We start from the raw sequence: 20699 nt of genomic DNA, 5'->3' as shown, positions 1-20699 counted from the left end.
AAGAGCACATTCCGGTTTTGCCGGCTAATATCAGGTAACCGGTTTCCGCGTGCCGGACCACGAGTCGCGGCGCGCGGCTTCAATAATAGACTTAGGAGAAGTTTGTGGAGACCTCCCAACCTGCCGGCCGTTCATGGCTATGGCTGATCCTGCTGATCCCGTACATCGCGTTGTTGTGGCTGCCGTTTTATAACGACACGCGTCCTTCGTTCGCCGGCTTTCCGTTCTTTTACTGGTATCAGTTCTTGTGGGTGCCGTTGACCTCGCTACTGATTTACGTCGTGTACCGAGGTGTCAAATGAACGATCTGAATCCTGTTAATCCGGTTGCGATGACCGTCTTTATCGCGTTCTTCGTTCTCGTCACGGTGATCGGCTTCTTTGCCGCGCGCTGGAAACGGGGCGATCTCACGCAGTTGCACGAGTGGGGTCTCGGCGGCCGCCAGTTCGGCACGGTCATTTCGTGGTTCCTCGTGGGCGGAGACTTCTATACCGCTTATACGGTGATTGCGGTGCCCGCGCTGGTCTATTCGGTGGGCGCGTATGGCTTCTTTGCGCTGCCGTACACGATCATCGTCTATCCGTTCGTGTTTGCGGTGATGCCGAAACTGTGGAAGATCGCTCACGCGAAAAACCACATCACGGCAGCGGACTACGTGCAGGGCGAATATGGCGGCAAGTGGTTCCCGGCAGCGGTCGCGTTGACCGGCATTATCGCGACAATGCCGTATATCGCGCTGCAACTGGTGGGCATGCAGGTGGTGATCAAGGGGCTCGGCGTGACCGGCGAAATGCCGCTGATCGTCGCCTTCGTGATTCTCGCGCTCTACACCTATGCGAGCGGCCTGCGCGCGCCGGCAATGATCGCGTTCGTGAAGGACATCATGATCTACATCGTCGTGATCGCGGCGGTGTGGCTGATTCCGGCCAGGCTCGGCGGCTACGCGCATGTGTTCGACGCGGCCGATACGTACTTCAAGGCCAAGGGCGGCGCGACCGGCATCATACTGAAGCCGACGCAATTCACCGCGTATGCATCGCTGGCATTGGGCTCCGCGCTGGCGGCGTTCATGTATCCGCATACGATGACTGCGGTGCTGTCGTCCTCGTCGGCGAATACGGTGCGCAAGAATGCGATCTTCCTGCCGGCGTATACGTTGCTGCTGGGTCTGATCGCATTGCTCGGCTATATGGCGATCGCGGCCGGCGTGCATGTGAAGTCGGCTTCGGACATGGTGCCGGCGCTGTTCAACACGCTGTTCCCGTCGTGGTTCGTCGGCTTTGCAGCGGCGGCGATTGCGATCAGCGCGCTGGTGCCGGCAGCCATCATGTCGATCGGCGCAGCCAATCTGTTCACGCGCAATTTGTGGCGTCCGCTCGTTTCGCCGAATATCTCGCCTGAAGGCGAGGCTTCCACGGCGAAGATCGTTTCGCTCGTCGTGAAGTTCGGTGCGCTGCTGTTCATCGTGTTCCTGCCGACGCAGTACGCGATCGACCTGCAACTGCTGGGCGGCGTGTGGATTCTGCAGATCTTCCCGGCGATCGTGTTCTCGTTGTACACGCGTCGTTTGAACACGCCGGGTCTGTTCCTCGGCTGGCTGGTCGGGATTGTGATCGGCACCGGGCTGGCGATTTCCCAAGGCCTCAAGCCGGTGTTCGCGCTGCATTTCGGCGAGGCGGTCTATCCGGTGTATATCGGCCTGATCGCGCTGGTGGCCAATATCGTCGTGAGTTTTGTCGTGTCGGTTCTGTCGCCGCGCAGGGTGGTGGCTGCTGCCTGACGGATTGACGGCCAGGTGGAAGAACGCCGCGAACTTCGTTGTTCGCGGCGTTTTTTATTGTGGGCGCTTTTCTCCGAGCCCAGCGCTCAACTCCGCCGGTCCCACCGGACCTGGGTTGCGCGTCGGCCGCTAAACCAGTATTTCCACCGAATGCGCTGCGCGGAGAATGTCCGGCGTTCGGACCCATGATTCGTCGCGGATCGTCTCGATCAGGCAGTCGGTAAAGCAACTCGCTGCCGCGTCCGAAGGCTGACCCGCGCGCGTGATGATCCCGACCGTCGACTCGTCGAGCTGCTCTCGCACAGGGATCGCGCATAGGCCGTCGCGGGCTGCGCATAGCTCGATGAGCGGCCACGGAAAGATGCTGACCATGTCCATGCGCTTGAGCAACGGCACGGCGACGGTCAACGAGTGAAGAAAGTGAATGCTGCGCGGAGCGGGTAAGCCGTGCCGGGCGAACATCCTGTATGGCGCCTGTCCTTCTGTTTCGGGGTCCAGTGTGACGAGCCAGTCGAGATCGAGCAGATCGGTCAGCGACCGGCTGTCCGCGCGCGGGTGATCCTGCCGCGCGACAACCGCCAGGCTCGAAGAAAACAGCGGCTGGTAATTGAATTCGTAGTTAGCCGTTCCCGGCGTTTGCCTGCCGACATAGATGTCGAGGCTGCCGTCGCGCAAACGCGGGTTGGCGATTGCGAGCAGGCCCTCGAATACTTCCAACTGGATGTCCGGCATCCTTTCGCGAAAGCGTGCAGCCGCCTCCGGGAGAAACGTCATCGCAACCCATGCCGTCACGGCGATAGAGAGGCGTCCGTGCGGATCGCCTCGCATCGCGTCGACGGCTTGATGCGCACGCGTCATTTGCGCGACGATAAGCCGCGCATGTGTCAGCAGTGCCTGCCCGCATTCCGTCAGTGTCACGCCTGATGAAGTGCGTGCGACGAGTTGCATTCGTACGGCTTCCTCCAGACATTGAAGACTTTGAGTGATGGCGGCGGGCGAGGAATTGAGCAGCTTCGCGGCCCCGCGGACGCTGCCCGCGTCGGCGATGGCGACAAGCGCACGTAACTGATGAATTTTCATTTGATTGTGTGGTTCGTGCGGCATACGGCCACGTGTTCACCTTTGCTTTACGCGTTCACTCACGCAAGCCATTTGCGCACAGACGGCGCTGGGATATCGTGACAGCACTATCACGACTTCCCGCCCCCGGGGTGTTTGTATCATGCCGTTCGCCGAAGTCTCCATGCTCCTGTTCCATCTGTCAATCCGCTATGCGTATTCGAGCTTTTCGCTCATGTACGGCGGCCGAGGCGGTCGGCACTGTTGCAATTGACCGACGCCTTTCAGGCTATTCTCCCTGCACGAAGGGTTAAGCACAGGAGTGCCAAGATGATCGACCCAGCGACCGTTGCGCGTATGAAAGCGAGTGCGCAGGATTCAGTCTCCTGCTTGCCTCACGAGGAGGCTGCACTTCCTGTGCGCTATAGTTCGAATACTGTCCGGCCGAACGCTATTCACCACTCGGGCTACGCGCTGGTACTGGATTCGCTCACCCGTTTGCACAACCGCGTCTACATTGCCGAATGCCTTCAGCAGTTGCTGAAATCGCCGCGTGCCGCACGCATTACCGTACTGTCAGTCAATCTTGATGGCGTCGGCAGGATCAACGATATCGGCGGCTATGATCTCGGGGACAGCGTCTTGCGCGACGCCGCGAGCCGGCTCGCCGGATTGATCGGCCAACACGGTCTGCTGGGCCGGATTGGTGGCGAGGGCTTTATTATCGTCGTCGATGACCACGGCAACCCGCTTGCGCCTGGCGCATTCGCGCGGCGAATCTTCGACCTGTTCACGGCGCCGTTCGAGGTCGCCGGCGCGGAGTATTACGTGAGCGTGTCGATCGGCATTGCCCTCTCTGTCCATGAACCTCGCGACGCTTCCGCACTGATTCGCGACGCCGGCTCGGCAATGCGTCATGCAAAGCAGTACGGCCGCGGCCGCGCGCAATTTTTTACGAAAGATATGCAATGCCAGTTGCAACGCCGCTTCAGGATCGAAGCGTTATTGCGCCACGCGCGCGCCGCCGGTGAATTGAAGCTCGTTTATCAACCGATAGTCGACAGTGCTTCGGGCGAGACGGTTGGCGCCGAAGCGCTGCTGCGCTGGAGCAACAGCGAGTTGGGCGACGTCGCACCCGCCGAGTTCATCCCGGTTGCCGAAGAGGGCGGCCTGATGGAGAGCATTGGCGACTGGGTGCTGGAACAGGCCTGCGCTCAGGCCGGTCAATGGCGTTGGAGCTTCGCGCCGCATGTCGCTGTCTCCGTGAATATTTCGCCACTGCAGTTCAACGAACATCTCGTGCGGCACGTTGCCGCGTGCCTTGAACGCAGCGGGCTCGATGCATCGGCGCTGCAACTGGAAATCACTGAGCGTGTGTTGATGCCGGACGACCCGGCTGTGTCGGCAACCGTGACGGCGCTTGCGGAGCTTGGCGTCAAGCTTTCTATCGACGACTTCGGTACGGGCTATGCGTCGCTGTCGTATCTGAAGCGCTTCGCCTTGCACAACCTGAAGATCGATCGCTCTTTCATTCAGGGTCTGCCGCACGATCGCGAGTCGGTCGCGATCACGCATGCAGTGGTGACAATGGCGCACGCCCTCGGTATGACGGCGACAGCCGAGGGCGTGGAAACGCGCGAGCAGGCAACGGTTCTCTTCGAGATGGGTTGCGATATGTTGCAGGGCCACCTGTTCAGCCATCCCGCCAGTCCGGCTGACTTTGCCGACGCGTTGTCGGACGCGGACCTCGGCAATAAATGGTGCGCCGTGCCGCAAAGCAATCCTTAGCGATCCACACGCTGCTGCCATTGCGCCGGATAGCGATCGCCCACCACTTCGATAGGCCGCAGCGCGGCTTCGATCGCGCTCAGGTCGTCGGCCGACAGGTCAAGCGCAGCCGCGCCGACGTTTTCCTGCAAGCGACGCAGTTTGGTCGTCCCCGGAATCGGCACGATCCACGGCTTCTGGGCAAGTAGCCAGGCGAGCGCGATCTGCGCACGCGTGGCGCCCTTCGACTCGGCGAGCCGGCCCAGCACTTCGACGAGGCCCGCGTTGGCCTTGCGGTTTTCCTCGGAAAAGCGCGGCACGAGGTTGCGGAAGTCGGTTGCGTCGAAGGTGGTGCCCGCGTCGATCGCGCCGGTCAGAAAGCCCTTGCCGAGCGGACTGAACGGCACGAAACCGATACCCAGTTCTTCCAGGGTGGGCAGCACCTTTTGCTCAGGCTCGCGCCACCACAACGAATATTCGCTTTGCAATGCGGCCACCGGTTGCACCGCGTGCGCCCGGCGGATCGATTGCTCGCCCGCTTCGGACAAACCGAAGTGCTTCACCTTGCCCTGCCGGATCAGATCCTTGACAGTGCCCGCGACATCTTCGATCGGCACGTTCGGATCGACTCGATGCTGGTAGAACAGGTCGATGCGGTCGGTCTTGAGGCGTTTCAACGAGGCCTCGGCGACGGCGCGAATATTCTCGGGCCGGCTGTCGGTCGGCTTCTTCGTGTCGCCGTCCTGAAAGCCGAACTTGCTGGCAATCACGATGTGGTCACGGAACGGCGCCACGGCTTCGCCGACCAGTTCCTCGTTGACGAACGGCCCGTAGCACTCGGCGGTGTCGAAGAAGGTCACACCCTGCTCGAAAGCGGCCTGAATCAGTTTGATGCCGGCGGCTTTCTCCGTGGCGGGACCGTAGCCGAAGCTCAAACCCATGCAGCCGAAACCAATTGCCGACACTTCGAGACCAGCGTTGCCCAGTTTGCGTTTTTGCACGTTCTTTCTCCTTGGCGGATGCCGCGCGTGCCGCTCCGCCGGGAGGGGCGGACGCGTCGCGCGACGTTCACGGCCTCAAGCTTAGGGTGATGTGCTCCGCTCAACAATACGGCTAGAATCGCAAAGGGTTATGAGGAAAATTCATCTATGCTGCGCGCCGGTCTGTCCGAACTCACTGCTTTCATCGCGATTGCCCACCAGCGCAGCTTCAGCGCGGCCGCGCGCACGCTGGGCGTGTCGCCATCGGCGCTCAGCCATGCCATGCGTGGCCTAGAGGCGCGTCTCGACGTGCGGCTCTTCAATCGCACGACCCGCTCGGTGGCATTGACCGAAGCGGGCGAGCAACTCCTGCGGCGCGTCGGGCCGGCGATCGCCGATCTCGAAGACGCAGTGAACGAAGCGGCTTCCGCGCGCAATCGCCCGTCGGGCTCGATCCGCGTCAGCGCATCCGAATCCGCGGCGAGACCCCTGGTTCAGCACGTGTTGCCCGGTTTCCTCGCGACGTATCCGGACATTCACGTGGAATTCGTCGTGGATACGCGGCTCGTGGATATCGTGGCCGAGGGTTTCGACGCGGGCATTCGTGTCTTGCAGGACGTGCCGCGCGACATGATCGCCACGCGCTTCGGCCCGGACATGCGGTTCATCGCGGTGGCTTCACCGGATTACGTCGCGCGCCATGGAAAGCCGGAAGCGCCGCACGATCTCGCGCAGCACCGCTGTATCCGCTTCCGCTTCGAAAGCGGTGCGCTCTACCGTTGGGACCTCGAATATCGCGGCAAAAGCGCCAGTGTCGACGTCGATGGTCCCATGACGCTGGGCAATCTGAACCTGATGGTCGAGGCGGCGCTGGCCGGCATCGGCATTGCCTGGGTGTCGGACCAGTTGGCCGCGGAATATCTGGCTTCGGGCCGGCTCGTGCAGCTGCTTGCCGAATGGAGTCCTTCGTTTCCGGGACTGTGCCTCTATTACCCCGCCAATCGCCATCCGCCGACTGCGCTCAGGCTATTCGCGCAGGCAGTGCGGGAGTGGGCGAATGGCGAGCCCGCCATTAGAACCGTTCCACGCTGAACGGCCGCGGGTCCACCACGGTGGCTTCACCGGTCATCATTTCGGCGATCAGGCGGCCAGTTATCGGACCCAGCGTCAGACCATGATGGGCGTGGCCGAACGCGAACCACAAGCCGTCATGTTTTTTCGCGGGCCCGATGATCGGCATCATGTCCGGCGTGCAAGGGCGCCGGCCCATCCAGGGTTCGTCGTCCAGACGCTCGCCCAGCGGAAACAGCGTGCGGGCAATCGGCTCGACGGCGGCGAGTTGCGTCGGCGTTTTCGGCGCGTCGCGATCGGCGATTTCGGCGCCCGTCGTCAGGCGGATGCCGCGCGCCATCGGAGCCAGCACGTAGCCGTTCTCCGCGTCGAGCACCGGGTGATGCAAACAGGCCGCCCCCTGCGGCGCGTAGTGCATGTGGTATCCGCGCTTGACCGCAAGCGGCAGGTGGTAGCCCAATCGCGCAGTGGCGCGATCCGACCACGGCCCCAACGCCACGACCGCGGATGAAGCCGAGATCGTTCCCGCTTCCGTATCGACCTGCCAGCCATCGCGAAGGGTGTCCGCATCGCCGATGAAAAACCGTCCGCCCAGCGCTTCGAAGTACTTCGCGTAAGCGGTGACGAGCGCGTTCGGGTCGCTCACGGAATCGGATTCCGGATAGCGCACGCCGCCGAGAAGCGTTTTGTCGAGATCGGGTTCGAGCTGCTGCAGGCGCGCGGCGTCGAGCGTTTCGAACTCGATGTCGTATTCCCGATGCCACCGTTCGGCAACGCGTGTCTCGTCATCCCGAACCGCTTCCGTGCGGAACACTTTCATCCAGCCGATCGGGCGCAGCAGCGCGCTCGCGCCGGCGTCGGCGGCGAGCGCGCGGTGCTCGCTCACGCAATGCTCGATCAATGTAGCGTACGACTTCGCAATGGCGGCGTGTCTCGCCGGGTGAGAGTTGCGCCAGTATTGCCACAGGAACGGCGCCGTCCTGAAGATGGCGTCGGCATGGTAGCGAACGTCCGGCGACTGGTTGCGCGCGTAGCGAAGCAACGTGCCGAACCCGCGAGGAAACGCGTACGGATAAACGCCCTCGCGCTGGATCAGCCCGGCATTGCCGAACGACGTCTCATTGCCGGGCAGCTTGCGATCGACCAGCGCGACCTGGCGGCCGCGTTTCTGCAGATGCACGGCAATGCACACGCCGACAATGCCCGCCCCGAGCACAACGGTATCGAATTTCATTCTATTTACGTGCCTCGCTTGAAGTCACTTTGTTCGAAGATTTCCGCGATCCAATCGACAAACGTTCGGGTCGCGCCGCTTGCATTTCGACCATGCGGATACACGATCGAGACCGGCACCGCCGAAGATCGCGCGGTTGCCAGCACTTCTTTCAGACGTCCTGATTTCAGATAGGGCAGCGCGACGAACTCCGAGAGCTGGATGAGTCCGAGTCCTTCCAGTCCGCACTGCAGATAGGCCTCTGTTTCATTCACCGCAAAGCGGCTTTGCATGGCGATCGTGAGGTCTTCGCCCTGCACATGGAAGCGCCAGTCGAGCGGACGGCCGGTCGCGTTCGAGATGTAGTTGACGGCATGGTGATCGGTGAGCGCGCCGACGGTTGCGGGCTCGCCATGCGCTGTCAGATAACGCGGCGAAGCGCAGGTGATCCAGCTCAGCTCGCCCAGCCGCCGGGCGGTCAGGCTCGAATCCGCCAGTTCGCCGGTGCGGATCACGCAATCGATGCCGTCGTAGATCAGATCCGCGGGCCGGTCGCTCAGACCCAGCACGAGCTCGATGCCGGGAAAGCGCTGTGCGAATTCGTGCAGCCTCGGCAGGACCATTGCGCGGCCGATGACTCCCGGCATGTCGGCGCGCACACGTCCACGCGGGGAAGCGGTGTCGGCGGACAACTCGCCTTCCACGCGTGCAATCTCCGCGAGAATCGCACGGCAGGACGCGTAGTACCGCTCGCCCGCATCGGTCAGACTCAGCGTACGGGTACTGCGCCGGAGCAGTGTCGTACCCAGCTCCCGTTCGAGACTTTTGATGGTCGTGGTGACCGACGAACGAGGCAGCGAAAGCGTCTCCGCAGCCTTGCTGAAGCTCTGAGCCTCGACGATGCGTACGAAGGTCGTCATTGCTTGAAGTTTGTCCATGAACGGGGCACCTGTCCGGGTTCGCGCAGCGCCATCCACAGGCGCGTCGAGGTGGGCGTTCATCTTACATGGAGTCGTCCGCATGGCAGGTCGAAGCCGGCTGGTTCGACGCGGACGCTTTATCAATTCCGTGCGGGCGAACAATGCCGGCCACTCGCGCGCCTAGACTCCGGAACGTCCGGCTGACTCCTGCGTTCGGCGTTCTGCGTGACGCCACTGCGCAGCGTCTTGCCGGTGACGGCGGATCGCGCGGGCGAACGCCACTCACACTGTTCCGAACTTCGAAAAGGCTCCGCCCATGTCGCACACTCAATCCATTCTCGTTCTCGGCGCCGGTGAACTCGGCATGGCCGTCTTGCGCAGTCTCGCGCGCCGGACCGCATCGGCGCCTGGCGTGTCGGTCGCGGTTCTGTTGCGCCCTTCGACCCTGCAATCGCACGATGCCGCCAGGCAAAAGGAGCTGGCCGAACTGCGCGCGCTTGCCATCGAACTCGTGCCGGGCGACCTGGCCGCGCAGTCCGAGGCTTCGCTTGCCGCGCTGTTCCGGCGCTTCGACACGGTCATCTCCTGCACCGGGTTTGTCGGCGGCAAGGGCGTGCAGCTCAAGATCGCCCGTGCTGCGCTCGAGGCTGGCGTCGCGCGTTATTTCCCGTGGCAATTCGGCGTGGACTATGACGTCATCGGCCGGGGCAGCGCGCAGGATCTGTTCGACGAACAGCTCGACGTCCGCGACCTGCTGCGCGCGCAAGACCGGACCGAATGGGTGATCGTGTCGACCGGCATGTTCACGACTTTTCTGTTCGAGCCGTCCTTCGGCGTGGTCGACCTGGAACGGAACACCGTGCATGCGCTCGGCAGTTGGGACAACGCGGTGACGGTCACCACGGCCGACGACATCGGCATGCTGACCGCGGAGATCGTGTTCGCAGAACCACGCATTGCCAACGAGGTGGTGTTCGTCGCCGGCGACACGGTGAGCTATCGCCAGGTGGCCGATTGCGTCGATGCAATGCTTGGGCGGAAGACCCGCCGCGTCGAATGGAGCGTGCCGCATTTGAAAACCGAACTGGCCGATGAGCCCGACAGTTCGCTCAGAAAGTACCGCGTGGTGTTCGCCGAGGGCGCGGGCGTGTCGTGGAGCGTGGATCGCACGTTCAACGCGCGGCGCGGCCTGGCCGTGTGCAGCATGGAGCAATGGATGCGCGAGCACCTTCTGACGAGCGAAGGCGTGTCGCCTCAATAATTGTTGCGCAACCGGTCGGAGCAGCGGGCTGGAAAGGCCGCCGGACGGGGCATTCGCGACATTGAAACGCCTCTCGCGCGCGGCCCGCGGAGCGGGCGGCAACCGCCGCGGTCCCGTCAGCGTGTAAACTGCTGACTTTTTTGCCTCCGGTGGTATGTTGCAAACCCCCCAGCGCACTGCGCTCAGCGGCCCGGCGCTCATTCGCTTACTGGCGCGCCTGGCGGATGTCGATGTTCCCGAATCCCGGCAATCGCTTTCGGACCGGCTCAGCCAATGGTTCGGCTGGACCGACGCCATCGCGCTGTCCTCGGCGCTGAACGGCAATCCGCCTGCCGTTGCCGTTGCCGCTGGCGCGCGAGCCTTCGGCAGCGCCGAAGAGGCGGACTACCTCCGCGCGCGCAGCTCGTTGGCCAAAGCCATTACGGGCGATAGCGTGTTCGCAGTCGCGAGGCGGCACGGCTCCATGCACGCGTCCTCCCAGAGTGTGCCCACGGAGCCGGCAGCCGACTACGCCGTTTTTCGGCAGCGCTATCTCGCCATCCAGCAGTCGATGGAAACGGGTATCGGCAATCTGCGTGGCCGCCTGCGCGCCATGCTGGCGGCCAGAACGCCCAACATGGCGCGGCTCGCGGTGGTGGACGCGGTGATGGAGCGCGCGCTGAGCGAGCGCGAGCGCAGTCTGCTGGCCGGCGTGCCCGCGCTGCTCGCTGGGCACTTCGAGCGCTTGCGCGCCGCTGAACAGGCGGCGCTGGCCGCTGCCGAGGCCGCAAGCGAGACTGCAAGCGACGCAGCGGCGCCCACGCCCGGCGCATGGCTGAACCTGTTTCGCCAGGATATGCAGAGCGTGTTGCTTGCCGAACTGGAGATTCGTTTACAACCGGTCGAAGGGTTGCTCGCCGCCCTTCGCTCCAGCTAACTGGGACGCTATGTCCAGATATCGTATTGATCTCGTTGTGTTTCTGGCAGGTCTGGCCGCTGTGTGCTGGATCGCCGCCGGCTACCTTGGTTCGAACCCGCTGGCGCTGGCCGTCACCTTATTGATCGGCGTTTGCTACGTGGCGGGCGCGCTCGAATTGCATCGCTACCGCGAGGCCACCGGCACGCTGACGCGCGCCGTCGCGGGGCTGTCCGCGCCGCCGCCGAGCCTCGGCGCGTGGCTCGATCCTTTGCATCCCAGCTTGCGCAACGCGGTGCGCCTGCGCGTGGAGGGCGAGCGCGTGGCCTTGCCGGGGCCGGCGCTGACGCCTTACCTGGTCGGTTTGCTGGTATTGCTGGGCATGCTGGGCACGCTCCTCGGCATGGTGGCGACCTTGCGCGGCACCGGCATGGCGCTGGAAAGCGCGACCGACCTGCAGGCGATCCGCGCCTCGCTGGCCGCGCCGGTCAAGGGCTTGGGTTTTGCGTTCGGCACCTCGATTGCGGGCGTGGCGAGTTCCGCCATGCTGGGCCTGTTGTCCGCGCTATGCCGGCGCGAGCGTCTGCAGGCGGCGCAAATGCTCGACGTGAAGATCGCGACGACCTTGCGCATCTACTCGCAGACGCATCAGCGCGAAGAGGCCTTCAGGCTGCTGCAGCGTCAGACCGAGGTGATGCCCATGCTGGTCGACCGGCTGCAGACGATGATGGCGGCCATCGAACAGCAGAGCCTCGCGTTGAACGAGCGGCAGATCGCGAGTCAGGAGGCTTTTCACGGCAGGGCCGAGGCCGCCTACACGCGCCTCGCCAGTTCGGTCGAGCAGTCGTTGAAGACGAGCGTGGCCGACAGCACGCGCGCCGCCGGCGCGGCATTGCAGCCGGTCATGGAAGCCACGATGGCCGGCCTCGCGCGCGAAACGGCCGCGTTGCACGACACCGTCACGCAAGCCGTGCAGCGGCAACTGGACGGGCTGTCGAGCGGCTTCGAAGCGAGCACCACGACCGTCGCGGACATCTGGAACAAGGCGCTGGCGGAACATCAGCGTTCGAGCGAGGAACTGGCGCAGCACCTGCGCGCGTCGCTGGATCGCTTCACCGGCACTTTCGAACAACGTTCGGCCGGTTTGCTGGACGGCGTCGCCGCACGGCTGGAAAGTGCGGCGGGTGGCGTATCGCAGGCCTGGAACGAGGCGCTGTCGCGCCAGCAAAGCGTCGGCGAGAAGCTTGCGGCGAGCAACCAGCAAGCCTTGGCGGCAGCTGCCGCCACCTTCGAGCAGCACGCGGCGTCTTTGCTGCACGGCGTGGGACAGTCGCATGCGGACTTGCAGACCGAGTTGGCTTCGAAGGACGAACAGCGGCTCGCCGCGTGGACCGAAGCGCTCGGCGCGATGGCCGCGACGTTGAGCAAGGAGTGGGAGCAGGCGGGCGCGCGCACCGCGAGCCGTCAGCAGGAAATCTGCGAGACGCTGGCGCAAACCGCGCGCGATATTTCGGCCCAGACCCAGGCGCACGCGAGCAATACGATTGCCGGGATCGACCGGCTCGTGCAGGCCGCGGCGGAAGCGCCCAAGGCCGCGGCGAACCTGCAGGCGGAACTGGCCTCGCGGGATCAGCAACGGTTGGCAGCCTGGACCGAGACACTCGGTGCGATGGCTACGACGCTGAGCAAGGAGTGGGAACAGGCGGGCGCGCGCACTGCGAGCCGTCAGCAGGAAATCTGCGAGACGCTGGCGCAAACCGCGCGCGACATATCGGCCCAGACCCAGGCGCACGCCAGCAGCACGATCGCCGAGGTCGGCCAACTCGTGCAAGCCGCCTCGGAAGCGCCGAAGGCCGCCGCCGAAGTCGTCGCCGAACTGCGCCAGAAGCTCTCCGACAGCATGGTCCGCGACACCGCGATGCTGCAGGAGCGCAGCCGCCTGCTGGAAACGTTGGAAACCCTGCTCGACGCGGTCAATCATGCGTCCACGGAACAGCGCACGGCCGTCGACGCGCTCGTCGCCACCTCGGCGGATTTGCTGGAACGCGTGGGGACACGCTTCACCGACAGGATCGAACTCGAAACCGGCAAGCTGGGCTCGGTTGCCGCGCAGGTCACCGGCAGTGCCGTCGAAGTGGCGAGTCTCGGCGAAGCGTTCGGCGCCGCCGTGCAAGTGTTCGGCGAGTCGAACGACAAGCTGGTCGCGCACCTGCAGCGTATCGAAACCGCGCTCGACAAATCCCTCGCACGCAGCGACGAGCAGCTTGCTTATTACGTGGCGCAGGCGCGGGAGGTGATCGATCTGAGCGTGATGTCGCAGAAGCAGATCGTCGAAGACCTGCAGCAACTCGCCGGCCGGCGCGCGTCGGCGGGAGCTGAAGCGGCATGAGCGAGGACATCGACGGCGGCGTGGAGCAGGTCGCGCCGATCTGGCCGGTTTTCGGCGACCTGATGTCGGTGCTGCTGGGCGCTTTCGTGCTGATCCTCGTGGGCGTGATCGGCGTGCAGCTGGAGTTGTCGAGCAAACTGGAGCAGGAGGTCAAGCAGCGTCAGTTGGAAACGCAGCGCCGCAAGACGCTGGAGCAGGCGCTGGCCGGCCCGCTCGCAGCCGGGCGCGTGACGCTGGTGAATGGTCGCATCGGCATTAGCGGCAATGTGCTGTTCGCGTTGAACTCGGATCAATTGCAGCCGCAAGGCCGGGATCTGCTGAAGAGTCTGGCCGGGCCGCTGTCCGCGTATCTGCGCGCCAATGACGAAATCCTGATGGTGAGCGGTTTTACCGACGACCAGCGCTTGCGTGAAGGCAATCGTCGTTTTGCCGACAACTGGGAATTGTCCGCGCAACGCGCGCTGACGGTGACGCGCGCGTTGATCGACGACGGCGTGCCCGCGTCGTCGCTCTTTGCGGCAGCGTTCGGCTCCGGGCAGCCGGTGAGTTCGAATGCGGACGAACAGGGGCGCGCCAAAAACCGGCGCGTGGAAATCGCACCGGTCCCGCGCCCCTCGACCTCCACGGTGAAGCCTCATGAGTAACGACGAGAGCGACCCGATCAGCGCAGCCCGCGCGACGCTCGACGCCTGGCGCGAGCGCGGCGCCGATCGTCTGGAGCCTGTCCGCTTCCATTTCATCAACGCGCTGGCGCGGCGCGCGGCCGGCCATAGCGGCGAGGCGCGACGTATTCTGGATGACAGGCTGGCCGGTTTGCTGGAAGCCTATGCCAGGCAGATTGAAGGCGCGGCATCCGCGACTGCCTACGCCGACGCACGCACGCACAGCGCGGTGTCGGCAAACGAGCCTGCGCATGAAACGCTGAAGAGCCTGGTCGACTCCATCGCAAGGCAACCCGCACTCTCGACGATCGGCTTGCCGCGATCCGCCTCGTATCCAGAGTTGGCGGAGCTCGATTACTTCAGGGAAGTCTGGTCCAAAGTCCGTACCGAGAAGCAGATGCGGCAGTCGCTGGAGCAAGTGCCTGGGAATGCCGGTCCGCTCAATTCGAGCAGCCTCGTGCACCGGGCGCTCTCGCTCATGCGCGAGGTTTCGCCGGGTTATCTGAAGCAGTTTCTATCCTATGTCGACGCCTTGTCGTGGATGGAGCAGATCAACGGTGGCGCGGCGCCGGCGGGTAAGGATACGCCGCGCGCCGGCAATGCCGGCAAGAGCGCTCGCGGCAAAGCACGCTAACGTGATATGCGCCGGGATACTTCCGGCGCTTCGTTCAGCACCGTTCATCATGGCAGACGGTGCTCAGTCGAAATCGAATACGTCGAAAATCGAGCGCTTCTTCTTTTGCGTCCGGTAGCCCGTTCGATGATCGTCGTAGCCACGGTGACTGTCGTACGAGTGGTCCCGATCCCGGTGACTCTCACGGCTTGCGCGCGTGGCGGCCGGCGCGTCGAGATTCGCGGTGTCCTGCGCGATCAGCTTGTCGAGTTCGCCGCGATCGAGCCACACGCCGCGGCAGTCCGGGCAGTAGTCGATTTCAATCGAGCGGCGCTCGGTCATCAGCAGGTCGGTGGTCTTGCATACAGGGCATTTCATGGTGTCGCTCCTCAAGAGTACAAAGGCATCGAACGCTCGGTCCGGCGAGCCGCCCGATCCGGAAAAAACTGTCTGCCGCTATCGATCATTGCCCGGTGCCGAGCGTGCGCTTCGATTTCGCGCGGCGTACCAGCATGTTCATCGCCTCGACGAACCCGGAGAACGCCATCGCCACATAGATGTACGTCTTCGGCACATGTGAGCCAAAACCTTCCGCAATCAGCGTCATGCCGATCACGAGCAGGAAACTCAGCGCGAGCGTGACAATGGTCGGATTGCGATCGATGAAGCGTGACAGCGGGCGCGCTGCGAACAGCATGACCAGCACTGCGCTGATCACCGCGACGAACATGATCGGCATATGGTCCGTCATGCCCACCGCCGTGATGATGCTGTCGACCGAAAACACGATATCGAGCAACAGGATCTGGCCGATCGCGCCCGCCACGGTCAACTGCACCGTGCTGCCCGTTTTGTCGCGTTCTTCTTCGGCATGGACCACGTGATGGTGAATCTCACGTGTCGCTTTCCAGACGAGAAACAGACCGCCGGAGAGCAGGATCAGATCGCGCCACGAAAACGCATGGCCGAACAGCGTGACGGCGGGCGCGGTCAACTGCGCGATCCACGCGACCGTACCGAGCAGGCCTAGCCGCAGCACGAGCGCGAGCATGATGCCAAGGCGCTGCGTGCGGGCGCGTTGGGCTTCCGGCAGCTTGTTGCTGAGGATCGAGATGAAGATCAGGTTGTCGATGCCGAGTACGATTTCCATCACGACCAGCGTGAGGAGCGCTGCCCATGCGGCAGGGTCGGTAGCGAGTGCGAGCAGGAAGTCCATAGTGTCGGTTGTCGAATGAATGTGGGTAACCTCGGAATAGCGTCATGATCGCTGTCTCTCCCGTTCGGATAAATCAGTGATACCCTGAGTAACATATCGGTTTTTTCGAACTGTCATGCCATGCTCAACTATCGTCACCTGTACTATTTCTGGATCGTCGTGAAGGAAGGCGGCTTTGCGCGCGCGGCCGAGCGGCTCGACATGGCGGTTCAGACCATCAGCGCGCAGGTGCGGGAGCTGGAAAAATCAATCGGGCGTCAATTGCTGAAACCGGCGGGGCGGGGCGTCACGATGACGGAGGCCGGCGAAACGGCATTCAATCGCGCGGAGCAGATTTTCCAACTCGGCGAGGCGCTCCTCGACGAAATGCGCGAGGCGGGCGGGGAAGGCGTGGCGCGGCTCGCCGTCGGTCTTTCCGACGGCATTTCAAAGCTCGCGGCACACGCGCTGCTGGCGCCGGTGCTCGGTACGCCGTCGCTCAGGCTGCTGTGTCACGAGGGCGAGCATGCGGAGTTGATGTCGGAGCTCGCGCTGCACCGGCTCGATCTCGTGCTCGCGTGCCAGCCGGCGCCGCACAATGCCGATCTGCGCGTCTTGAGCCAGCGCCTGGCCGGCTCGCCGGTGGATTGGTACGGCCCCACGGAGATCGTCCGCAAGTCTGCCCGCGCGGGCTTTCCGCAATGCCTCGCGGACGTGCCCCTGCTTCTGCCCACTCGGCACGCCGCGTTGCGCGCGCGGCTCGACCGGTGGTTCGAGGCGCAGGGTATCCGGCCGCGAATCGTCGGCGAGTTCGAGGACAGTGCGCTGATGGCGGTGTTCGCCGCGCGCGGTCTCGGCGTGTTTCCGCTCGCGGAACTGGGCGCGGAGGATCTCACGCTGCTGCGGGGCCTGCGCTGGCTCGGCCGCGCGGACGGCGTGATCGAGGAGATCCACGCCATCCGCTCGCGTCGTGGGCAACATCACGGGCTCGCGTCTCAGGTGGTGGCCGCCGCGCGGTTATAACTGCGCAGCACGTGTGACGGGAGACCCAGACGAGCCGCAACAGGCGTGAGATTGGGGCCCCACGCGTTCAATACCGCGGCAAGCAGCGCGATTTCGCCGTCCGCCAGATAATCGTCGGCGACCGCCACGGCCACACACAGGCGAATGACCTTGCGGCGCAGCACGGGGTCGTCGATCTCGTCGATCAAGGTCGTGAGCATGGCCGGGTCGAGATGACCCACCGGCGGCGCGAGCGAAGGCTGTGCGACCGAGTGGTCTTCGCACAACGTCTGCACGATCTGCTCGAATTGCGCAGGTGCGAGACTGAGTTCGCCGGCAATGTTCAGTCTGTCCAGCACACGTTCTTCCGAACTGCTGACGTGGCCGTCGGAGGTGAGGGCCAGCGCGACGATGCGTGCTGCGGCTTGAGGGCTGTTACGCGGATAGGTGCGCATGATGAGATCCTTTCGCGGACGATGTCCGTAGTGAAGATGAGCCCCAGTCTGCGGTATGTTGCGGATCGGATAAATCTGTTAATTGCGAAGCGAAGGTTCGGAAAAGACGAAGCTTTCCCGTAGGCGGTCAAGACCGGACATGGTCGACCTGTCGCCGATAAACGAGAGCGTCAATCGCAAAGACGATCGACGCTCAAAGGGGGAGCCCGCGATCCACGCGTTCACACACAGGATCGCCATCAATGCATTGGCATGCTCTGCATGGCAGGTTGGCCGCCCGCTAGCGCATTCATTTGGGCGGTATGCATGGCGGCCACTTTTCTTTCGGCTTCTTGAATGTCAGCGGGGTAGTCGCTTTCGTCACCGCGAGAAGGGTCGTATCCCGCCGCCTCTAACTCCTCGAGTTCATGCCGCACTTCGGCACGCGTAATCTGGTGCGTGCCGGACTCCGGCGACGCTTGCGCATAGACACCGGTTGATGTAACCAGAAAAGCCGTGCTCACGATGAGCGCTTTAGGCACGGCGCGGATCGCGAGCAGGTTCAGCGAGGGCAGTTTCATGTCGATACTCCTGAATGTACGAGCGCAATGCTTGAACTCGACATAGGTCGGCAGCAGCGCGCTCTGCACCGGTAAACCATCGGAGTGAATGTCTTATTCCCGGCGTCGATGCGTCAGCGCGCCGAAGGTGGGATGCGTGAGCAGAAAGGCGGGAATAAACGCTCGAAATCCGGAGTCTTGGAGTCATGAAGACACGAATTTGGGGTGCTCAAATGGACATTATCGACATGGCTCGTCAGTCGGGGATGGCGGTTATCCTCGACGGCAGAATTGGCCGCGAGGAATACCTTAGCGTTTGCGGTTCGCTGTCTGCTCTGCAGAAATTTGCCGACGCGGTGCGCGATAAGACGGCGAACCCTAAGCCGGGTGACGGGTACGGGAGACGGCCTGTGCGTTCTGTGTCGAGGAACTGACCGTGCCCACTTTGCTGCGCCGTTTCCAGTTCGTGTCCGGTGTCGTTCTGCTCGTCTATCTATTGCTGCATCTGGTCAATCACGCGCTGGGGATCTGGTCTCTGGATCTTGCCGGGCGAGGTCTCGTGCTGGCGCTGCGACTGTGGCACAGCATGCCGGGAACGGTGCTTCTATATGGCGCGGCCCTGCTGCATTTTTCGCTGGCGTTGCGAACCATCTACGGGCGCCGCTACTGGGCGTTGCCGCTCACCGAATGGGTTCGGCTGTGGGCAGGTCTGAGCCTTCCCCTGTTGCTGATCCGGCATGCGGTGTCCACCCGCCTTGCCGCCTCACTCTACGGCCTCGAACCGAACTATGAGCGCATTGTGATATCGCTAGTCACGAGCGGCACGCAAGGCTTGCAACTGGCACTCCTTGCACCCGGCTGGTTGCATGGTTGCCTTGGACTGTGGTTGCGTATGCGCCATCACGCTATGGCACGCCGCGCGAAACCCGTGTTGACAGGAATGCTTGTTCTGATGCCATTGTTGTCCGCCGCCGGTTTCATCCACATGAAGCAGGCGGTCATGGCAGCCAGTGTCGGGCCATTGCGGCCCGACCCGAAACTGGTTGCGCATCAACCGGCACTCGATGCATGGCGACACGACATCTTGATGCTGTACCTGTCGCTGCTGATAAGCGCATTCGTGGCCGGTCAGCTACGCAACTGGCTGGAGCGTCGGCGGCTTCGGAGGGCGGCGATCGGCGTCTGATTGCCGAGACTCCCGAAAAGCCGGGGAATCAGAAGCGATGGCGGATGCCCACGCGGAACGCCAACTGGTTGTCCGCGCCCGACCCCGACGGACCGAAGAAGCTCGTGCTGGAGCCGATCTGCGCCTGCACGTCGCCCGTTGCCGTATTGTGGCCCGAAGCGATCTGATAGATACCCAGCGCATACACGTCGGTACGTTTGCTCAGCGCGTAATCCACGCTCAGGTCGCCCTGATTCCAGTGGCCCGTATTCGCGTTGCTCAAATGCATGTACGTATAGCCCGCGCCGACCGTCAGTGCTGCGGTGAACGCGTATTTCGCGCCCGCATCGTAAGCCGTGAACGTGGTCGCCGCGCCGGTCAGCGTTTCGAAACGCGTATTGGTGTAGAGCGCCCACAGCGTGGCCGCGCCGATCGTATAGCGGCCGCCGATACCGTACGTACGCAGATCGCGCACGTTGCCCGTCGTGACGTTCGCAATCGTGGTCGAGAATGTCGGGACAGCCTGGCTCGGGAAGCGAATGTCCGTGTACGCCGCGCCGACGCTGATCGGACCGTTCGCATAGTTCGCGCCGAAGCTATATGCGCGCGACGAACCCGCGACCGGTGCCGCGCCCGTGCCGCTTGCCGGTGCGCCCGCAAAAGCGCCCGCCTGGTTCGAGAAGCCATACAATGCGCCGAAGGTAAAGCCGGAGAAGTTCGCGCTGCTGAACTTGACAGCGTTGTTGATGCGGCTGGACGTCAACTGGTCGACGTCGTTGATGTGATAAGCGTAGTTGCCCGCGACGGTCTGGCTACCATTCGAATACGTGCCGCCCAGGTAGTCTGTCGAAAACGAGTACTGGCGGCCGAACGTCAGCGCGCCGACGCCGTCTTGCGACAGTCCGACGAACGCCTGACGGCCGAACATGGCGCCGCCCTGACCCAGCGTGCCGTTGCCGCTGTTGAAGCCGTTTTCCAGCACGAACAGCGCCTTCAGGCCACCGCCCAGATCTTCCGTGCCGCGAATGCCCCAACGGCTGCCCGACGCCACGCCGTCGTCATATTTGACGAGGCGGTCGTGGCTCGTGCCGGCGCGAGCGTTGTTCACATAGCTGATGCCGGCATCGATCAGGCCGTACAGCGTGACGCTGCTTTGCGCATGCGCGTTGAGCGTTACGCTCCCAAGGACGGCGGTTGCGAGGAGAGTCTTTTTCATTTTTCCTTCTTTTTATAGGATGGCGGCGCAGCGCGTGTTGCGGGGCGGCGCGCGACCGGGGTTTGCAAACGACACCAGACATATCGGGCACCCGCGACAAGGCGGCGCGAGGTCGCGCAAGCGGAGATCGATGTCTGAAGAACGCGAATGAACGGGGGGGCGAGACAACGAACACGCTGTGCGTGATCGCCGCTGCCTGACGACGGACGCGTCGAAGCATCGGCGAATAATTTCGCAGCGTGGGCGTCGTTGAGAAAAGCGCACCGCCTTGACCGTTATGTCTTGCGGAATATATCGGTACGTTATCTGTCCGTAAACGATTTAGTGGTTATTTGTCGTCTTTATGACACACAGTAAGGTGGTGTGTGTCATGGACAGCGGGCGTTTCGTTCGCTATATCCAGGCAGATATGGCCGAAGAAGGGGGCGGGAAGCAGCGTCGAAGCAGGCGCTCGCCGACGGTCGTTCGGCTCGGTTTATGACGACTTGCTGGTCTGAGCCGTCTCGCACATGGCATC

Annotated in this window: 21 protein-coding genes; 12 read left to right on the top strand and 9 right to left on the bottom strand. The window is 63.3% G+C overall.

Annotated elements, in window-relative coordinates:
* Positions 1 to 104: 104 nt before the first annotated feature.
* Together NE850_RS04595 and mctP are read left to right on the top strand one after the other, a co-directional pair.
* Positions 105 to 302: a DUF3311 domain-containing protein gene (locus tag NE850_RS04595; RefSeq protein ID WP_007177944.1), complete on the top strand. Its 198-nt coding sequence runs from the start codon at positions 105 to 107 to the stop codon at positions 300 to 302.
* Complete coding sequence (gene mctP, locus NE850_RS04590; protein WP_007177943.1) at positions 299 to 1780, top strand: monocarboxylate uptake permease MctP; 1482 nt, start codon at positions 299 to 301, stop codon at positions 1778 to 1780. The genes NE850_RS04595 and mctP overlap by 4 nt, the downstream gene beginning before the upstream one ends.
* Positions 1781 to 1909: 129 nt before the next feature.
* On the opposite strand, the gene NE850_RS04585 is transcribed toward mctP, so the two are convergent.
* Entirely contained in the window at positions 1910 to 2860 is a 951-nt protein-coding gene (locus tag NE850_RS04585; protein WP_007177942.1) for a LysR family transcriptional regulator, read from the bottom strand.
* Positions 2861 to 3169: 309 nt separating this feature from the next.
* Here NE850_RS04585 and NE850_RS04580 point away from each other — a divergent pair, with 309 nt between their 5' ends.
* On the top strand, positions 3170 to 4627 hold the full coding sequence (locus NE850_RS04580; protein ID WP_310698486.1) for a bifunctional diguanylate cyclase/phosphodiesterase: 1458 nt from the start codon (positions 3170 to 3172) through the stop codon (positions 4625 to 4627).
* Here NE850_RS04580 and NE850_RS04575 read toward each other — a convergent pair.
* Complete coding sequence (locus tag NE850_RS04575) at positions 4624 to 5607, bottom strand: aldo/keto reductase (RefSeq protein ID WP_310698485.1); 984 nt, start codon at positions 5605 to 5607, stop codon at positions 4624 to 4626. The two genes, NE850_RS04580 and NE850_RS04575, sit on opposite strands and share 4 nt — an antisense overlap.
* Before the next feature lie 147 nt (positions 5608 to 5754).
* On the opposite strand from NE850_RS04575, the gene NE850_RS04570 reads away from it, so the two are divergent.
* Entirely contained in the window at positions 5755 to 6678 is a 924-nt protein-coding gene (locus tag NE850_RS04570; protein WP_007177939.1) for a LysR family transcriptional regulator, read from the top strand.
* Here the strand turns inward: NE850_RS04570 and NE850_RS04565 are convergent.
* Positions 6659 to 7891 (bottom strand): FAD-binding oxidoreductase, encoded by a 1233-nt coding sequence (locus NE850_RS04565; protein ID WP_007177938.1) that lies wholly within the window; start codon positions 7889 to 7891, stop codon positions 6659 to 6661. The two genes, NE850_RS04570 and NE850_RS04565, sit on opposite strands and share 20 nt — an antisense overlap.
* A 5-nt stretch (positions 7892 to 7896) precedes the next feature.
* On the bottom strand, positions 7897 to 8808 hold the full coding sequence (locus NE850_RS04560; RefSeq protein WP_007177937.1) for a LysR family transcriptional regulator: 912 nt from the start codon (positions 8806 to 8808) through the stop codon (positions 7897 to 7899).
* Between the two features lie 298 nt (positions 8809 to 9106).
* On the opposite strand from NE850_RS04560, the gene NE850_RS04555 reads away from it, so the two are divergent.
* The 5 genes from NE850_RS04555 to NE850_RS04535 all read left to right on the top strand — a co-directional run bounded on the left by NE850_RS04555 (position 9107) and on the right by NE850_RS04535 (position 14631).
* Positions 9107 to 10051 carry an aromatic alcohol reductase gene (locus NE850_RS04555; RefSeq protein WP_007177936.1) on the top strand — a complete coding sequence of 315 codons (945 nt, stop codon included), beginning with the start codon at positions 9107 to 9109 and terminating at the stop codon, positions 10049 to 10051.
* 154 nt (positions 10052 to 10205) lie between these two features.
* Positions 10206 to 10967, top strand: coding sequence for a DUF3348 domain-containing protein (locus NE850_RS04550; RefSeq protein ID WP_310698484.1), 762 nt, complete (start codon positions 10206 to 10208; stop codon positions 10965 to 10967).
* A gap of 10 nt (positions 10968 to 10977) precedes the next feature.
* The gene (locus NE850_RS04545; RefSeq protein WP_310698483.1) at positions 10978 to 13335 is read left to right on the top strand and encodes a DUF802 domain-containing protein; all 2358 of its coding nucleotides are present in this window, start codon (positions 10978 to 10980) and stop codon (positions 13333 to 13335) included.
* A complete protein-coding gene (locus tag NE850_RS04540) occupies positions 13332 to 13979 on the top strand; it encodes an OmpA family protein (protein ID WP_007177933.1) in 648 nt (215 codons plus the stop codon). The genes NE850_RS04545 and NE850_RS04540 overlap by 4 nt, the downstream gene beginning before the upstream one ends.
* Positions 13972 to 14631 (top strand): DUF2894 domain-containing protein, encoded by a 660-nt coding sequence (locus NE850_RS04535; RefSeq protein ID WP_007177932.1) that lies wholly within the window; start codon positions 13972 to 13974, stop codon positions 14629 to 14631. Before NE850_RS04540 ends, NE850_RS04535 begins: the two co-directional genes overlap by 8 nt.
* A gap of 63 nt (positions 14632 to 14694) precedes the next feature.
* Here NE850_RS04535 and NE850_RS04530 read toward each other — a convergent pair whose 3' ends face one another.
* Complete coding sequence (locus NE850_RS04530) at positions 14695 to 14988, bottom strand: zf-TFIIB domain-containing protein (protein ID WP_007177931.1); 294 nt, start codon at positions 14986 to 14988, stop codon at positions 14695 to 14697.
* An 85-nt stretch (positions 14989 to 15073) separates the two neighbouring features.
* The gene (locus tag NE850_RS04525) at positions 15074 to 15826 is read right to left on the bottom strand and encodes a TerC family protein (RefSeq protein WP_007177930.1); all 753 of its coding nucleotides are present in this window, start codon (positions 15824 to 15826) and stop codon (positions 15074 to 15076) included.
* Between the two features lie 120 nt (positions 15827 to 15946).
* On the opposite strand from NE850_RS04525, the gene NE850_RS04520 reads away from it, so the two are divergent.
* Positions 15947 to 16828: a LysR family transcriptional regulator gene (locus tag NE850_RS04520; protein ID WP_007177929.1), complete on the top strand. Its 882-nt coding sequence runs from the start codon at positions 15947 to 15949 to the stop codon at positions 16826 to 16828.
* Here the strand turns inward: NE850_RS04520 and NE850_RS04515 are convergent.
* Both NE850_RS04515 and NE850_RS04510 read right to left on the bottom strand, forming a co-directional pair.
* A complete protein-coding gene (locus NE850_RS04515; RefSeq protein WP_310698482.1) occupies positions 16801 to 17262 on the bottom strand; it encodes a TerB family tellurite resistance protein in 462 nt (153 codons plus the stop codon). The genes NE850_RS04520 and NE850_RS04515 overlap by 28 nt on opposite strands.
* Positions 17263 to 17501: 239 nt before the next feature.
* Positions 17502 to 17822: a DUF4148 domain-containing protein gene (locus tag NE850_RS04510; RefSeq protein ID WP_007177927.1), complete on the bottom strand. Its 321-nt coding sequence runs from the start codon at positions 17820 to 17822 to the stop codon at positions 17502 to 17504.
* Between the two features lie 185 nt (positions 17823 to 18007).
* On the opposite strand from NE850_RS04510, the gene NE850_RS04505 reads away from it, so the two are divergent.
* Together NE850_RS04505 and NE850_RS04500 are read left to right on the top strand one after the other, a co-directional pair.
* Positions 18008 to 18235 (top strand): hypothetical protein, encoded by a 228-nt coding sequence (locus NE850_RS04505; protein WP_007177926.1) that lies wholly within the window; start codon positions 18008 to 18010, stop codon positions 18233 to 18235.
* Positions 18236 to 18237: 2 nt separating this feature from the next.
* Positions 18238 to 18987 carry a hypothetical protein gene (locus NE850_RS04500; protein ID WP_007177925.1) on the top strand — a complete coding sequence of 250 codons (750 nt, stop codon included), beginning with the start codon at positions 18238 to 18240 and terminating at the stop codon, positions 18985 to 18987.
* A 28-nt stretch (positions 18988 to 19015) separates the two neighbouring features.
* Here NE850_RS04500 and NE850_RS04495 read toward each other — a convergent pair whose 3' ends face one another.
* On the bottom strand, positions 19016 to 20182 hold the full coding sequence (locus NE850_RS04495) for a porin (RefSeq protein WP_007177924.1): 1167 nt from the start codon (positions 20180 to 20182) through the stop codon (positions 19016 to 19018).
* Between the last annotated feature and the right edge of the window lie 517 nt (positions 20183 to 20699).

Origin of the sequence: Paraburkholderia sp. USG1, from assembly GCF_031570135.1 — a bacterium.
Lineage (GTDB): Bacteria > Pseudomonadota > Gammaproteobacteria > Burkholderiales > Burkholderiaceae > Paraburkholderia > Paraburkholderia dioscoreae.
Note: the sequence above shows the minus strand (reverse complement) of the source record. Positions and strands in the feature narration are given on the sequence as shown.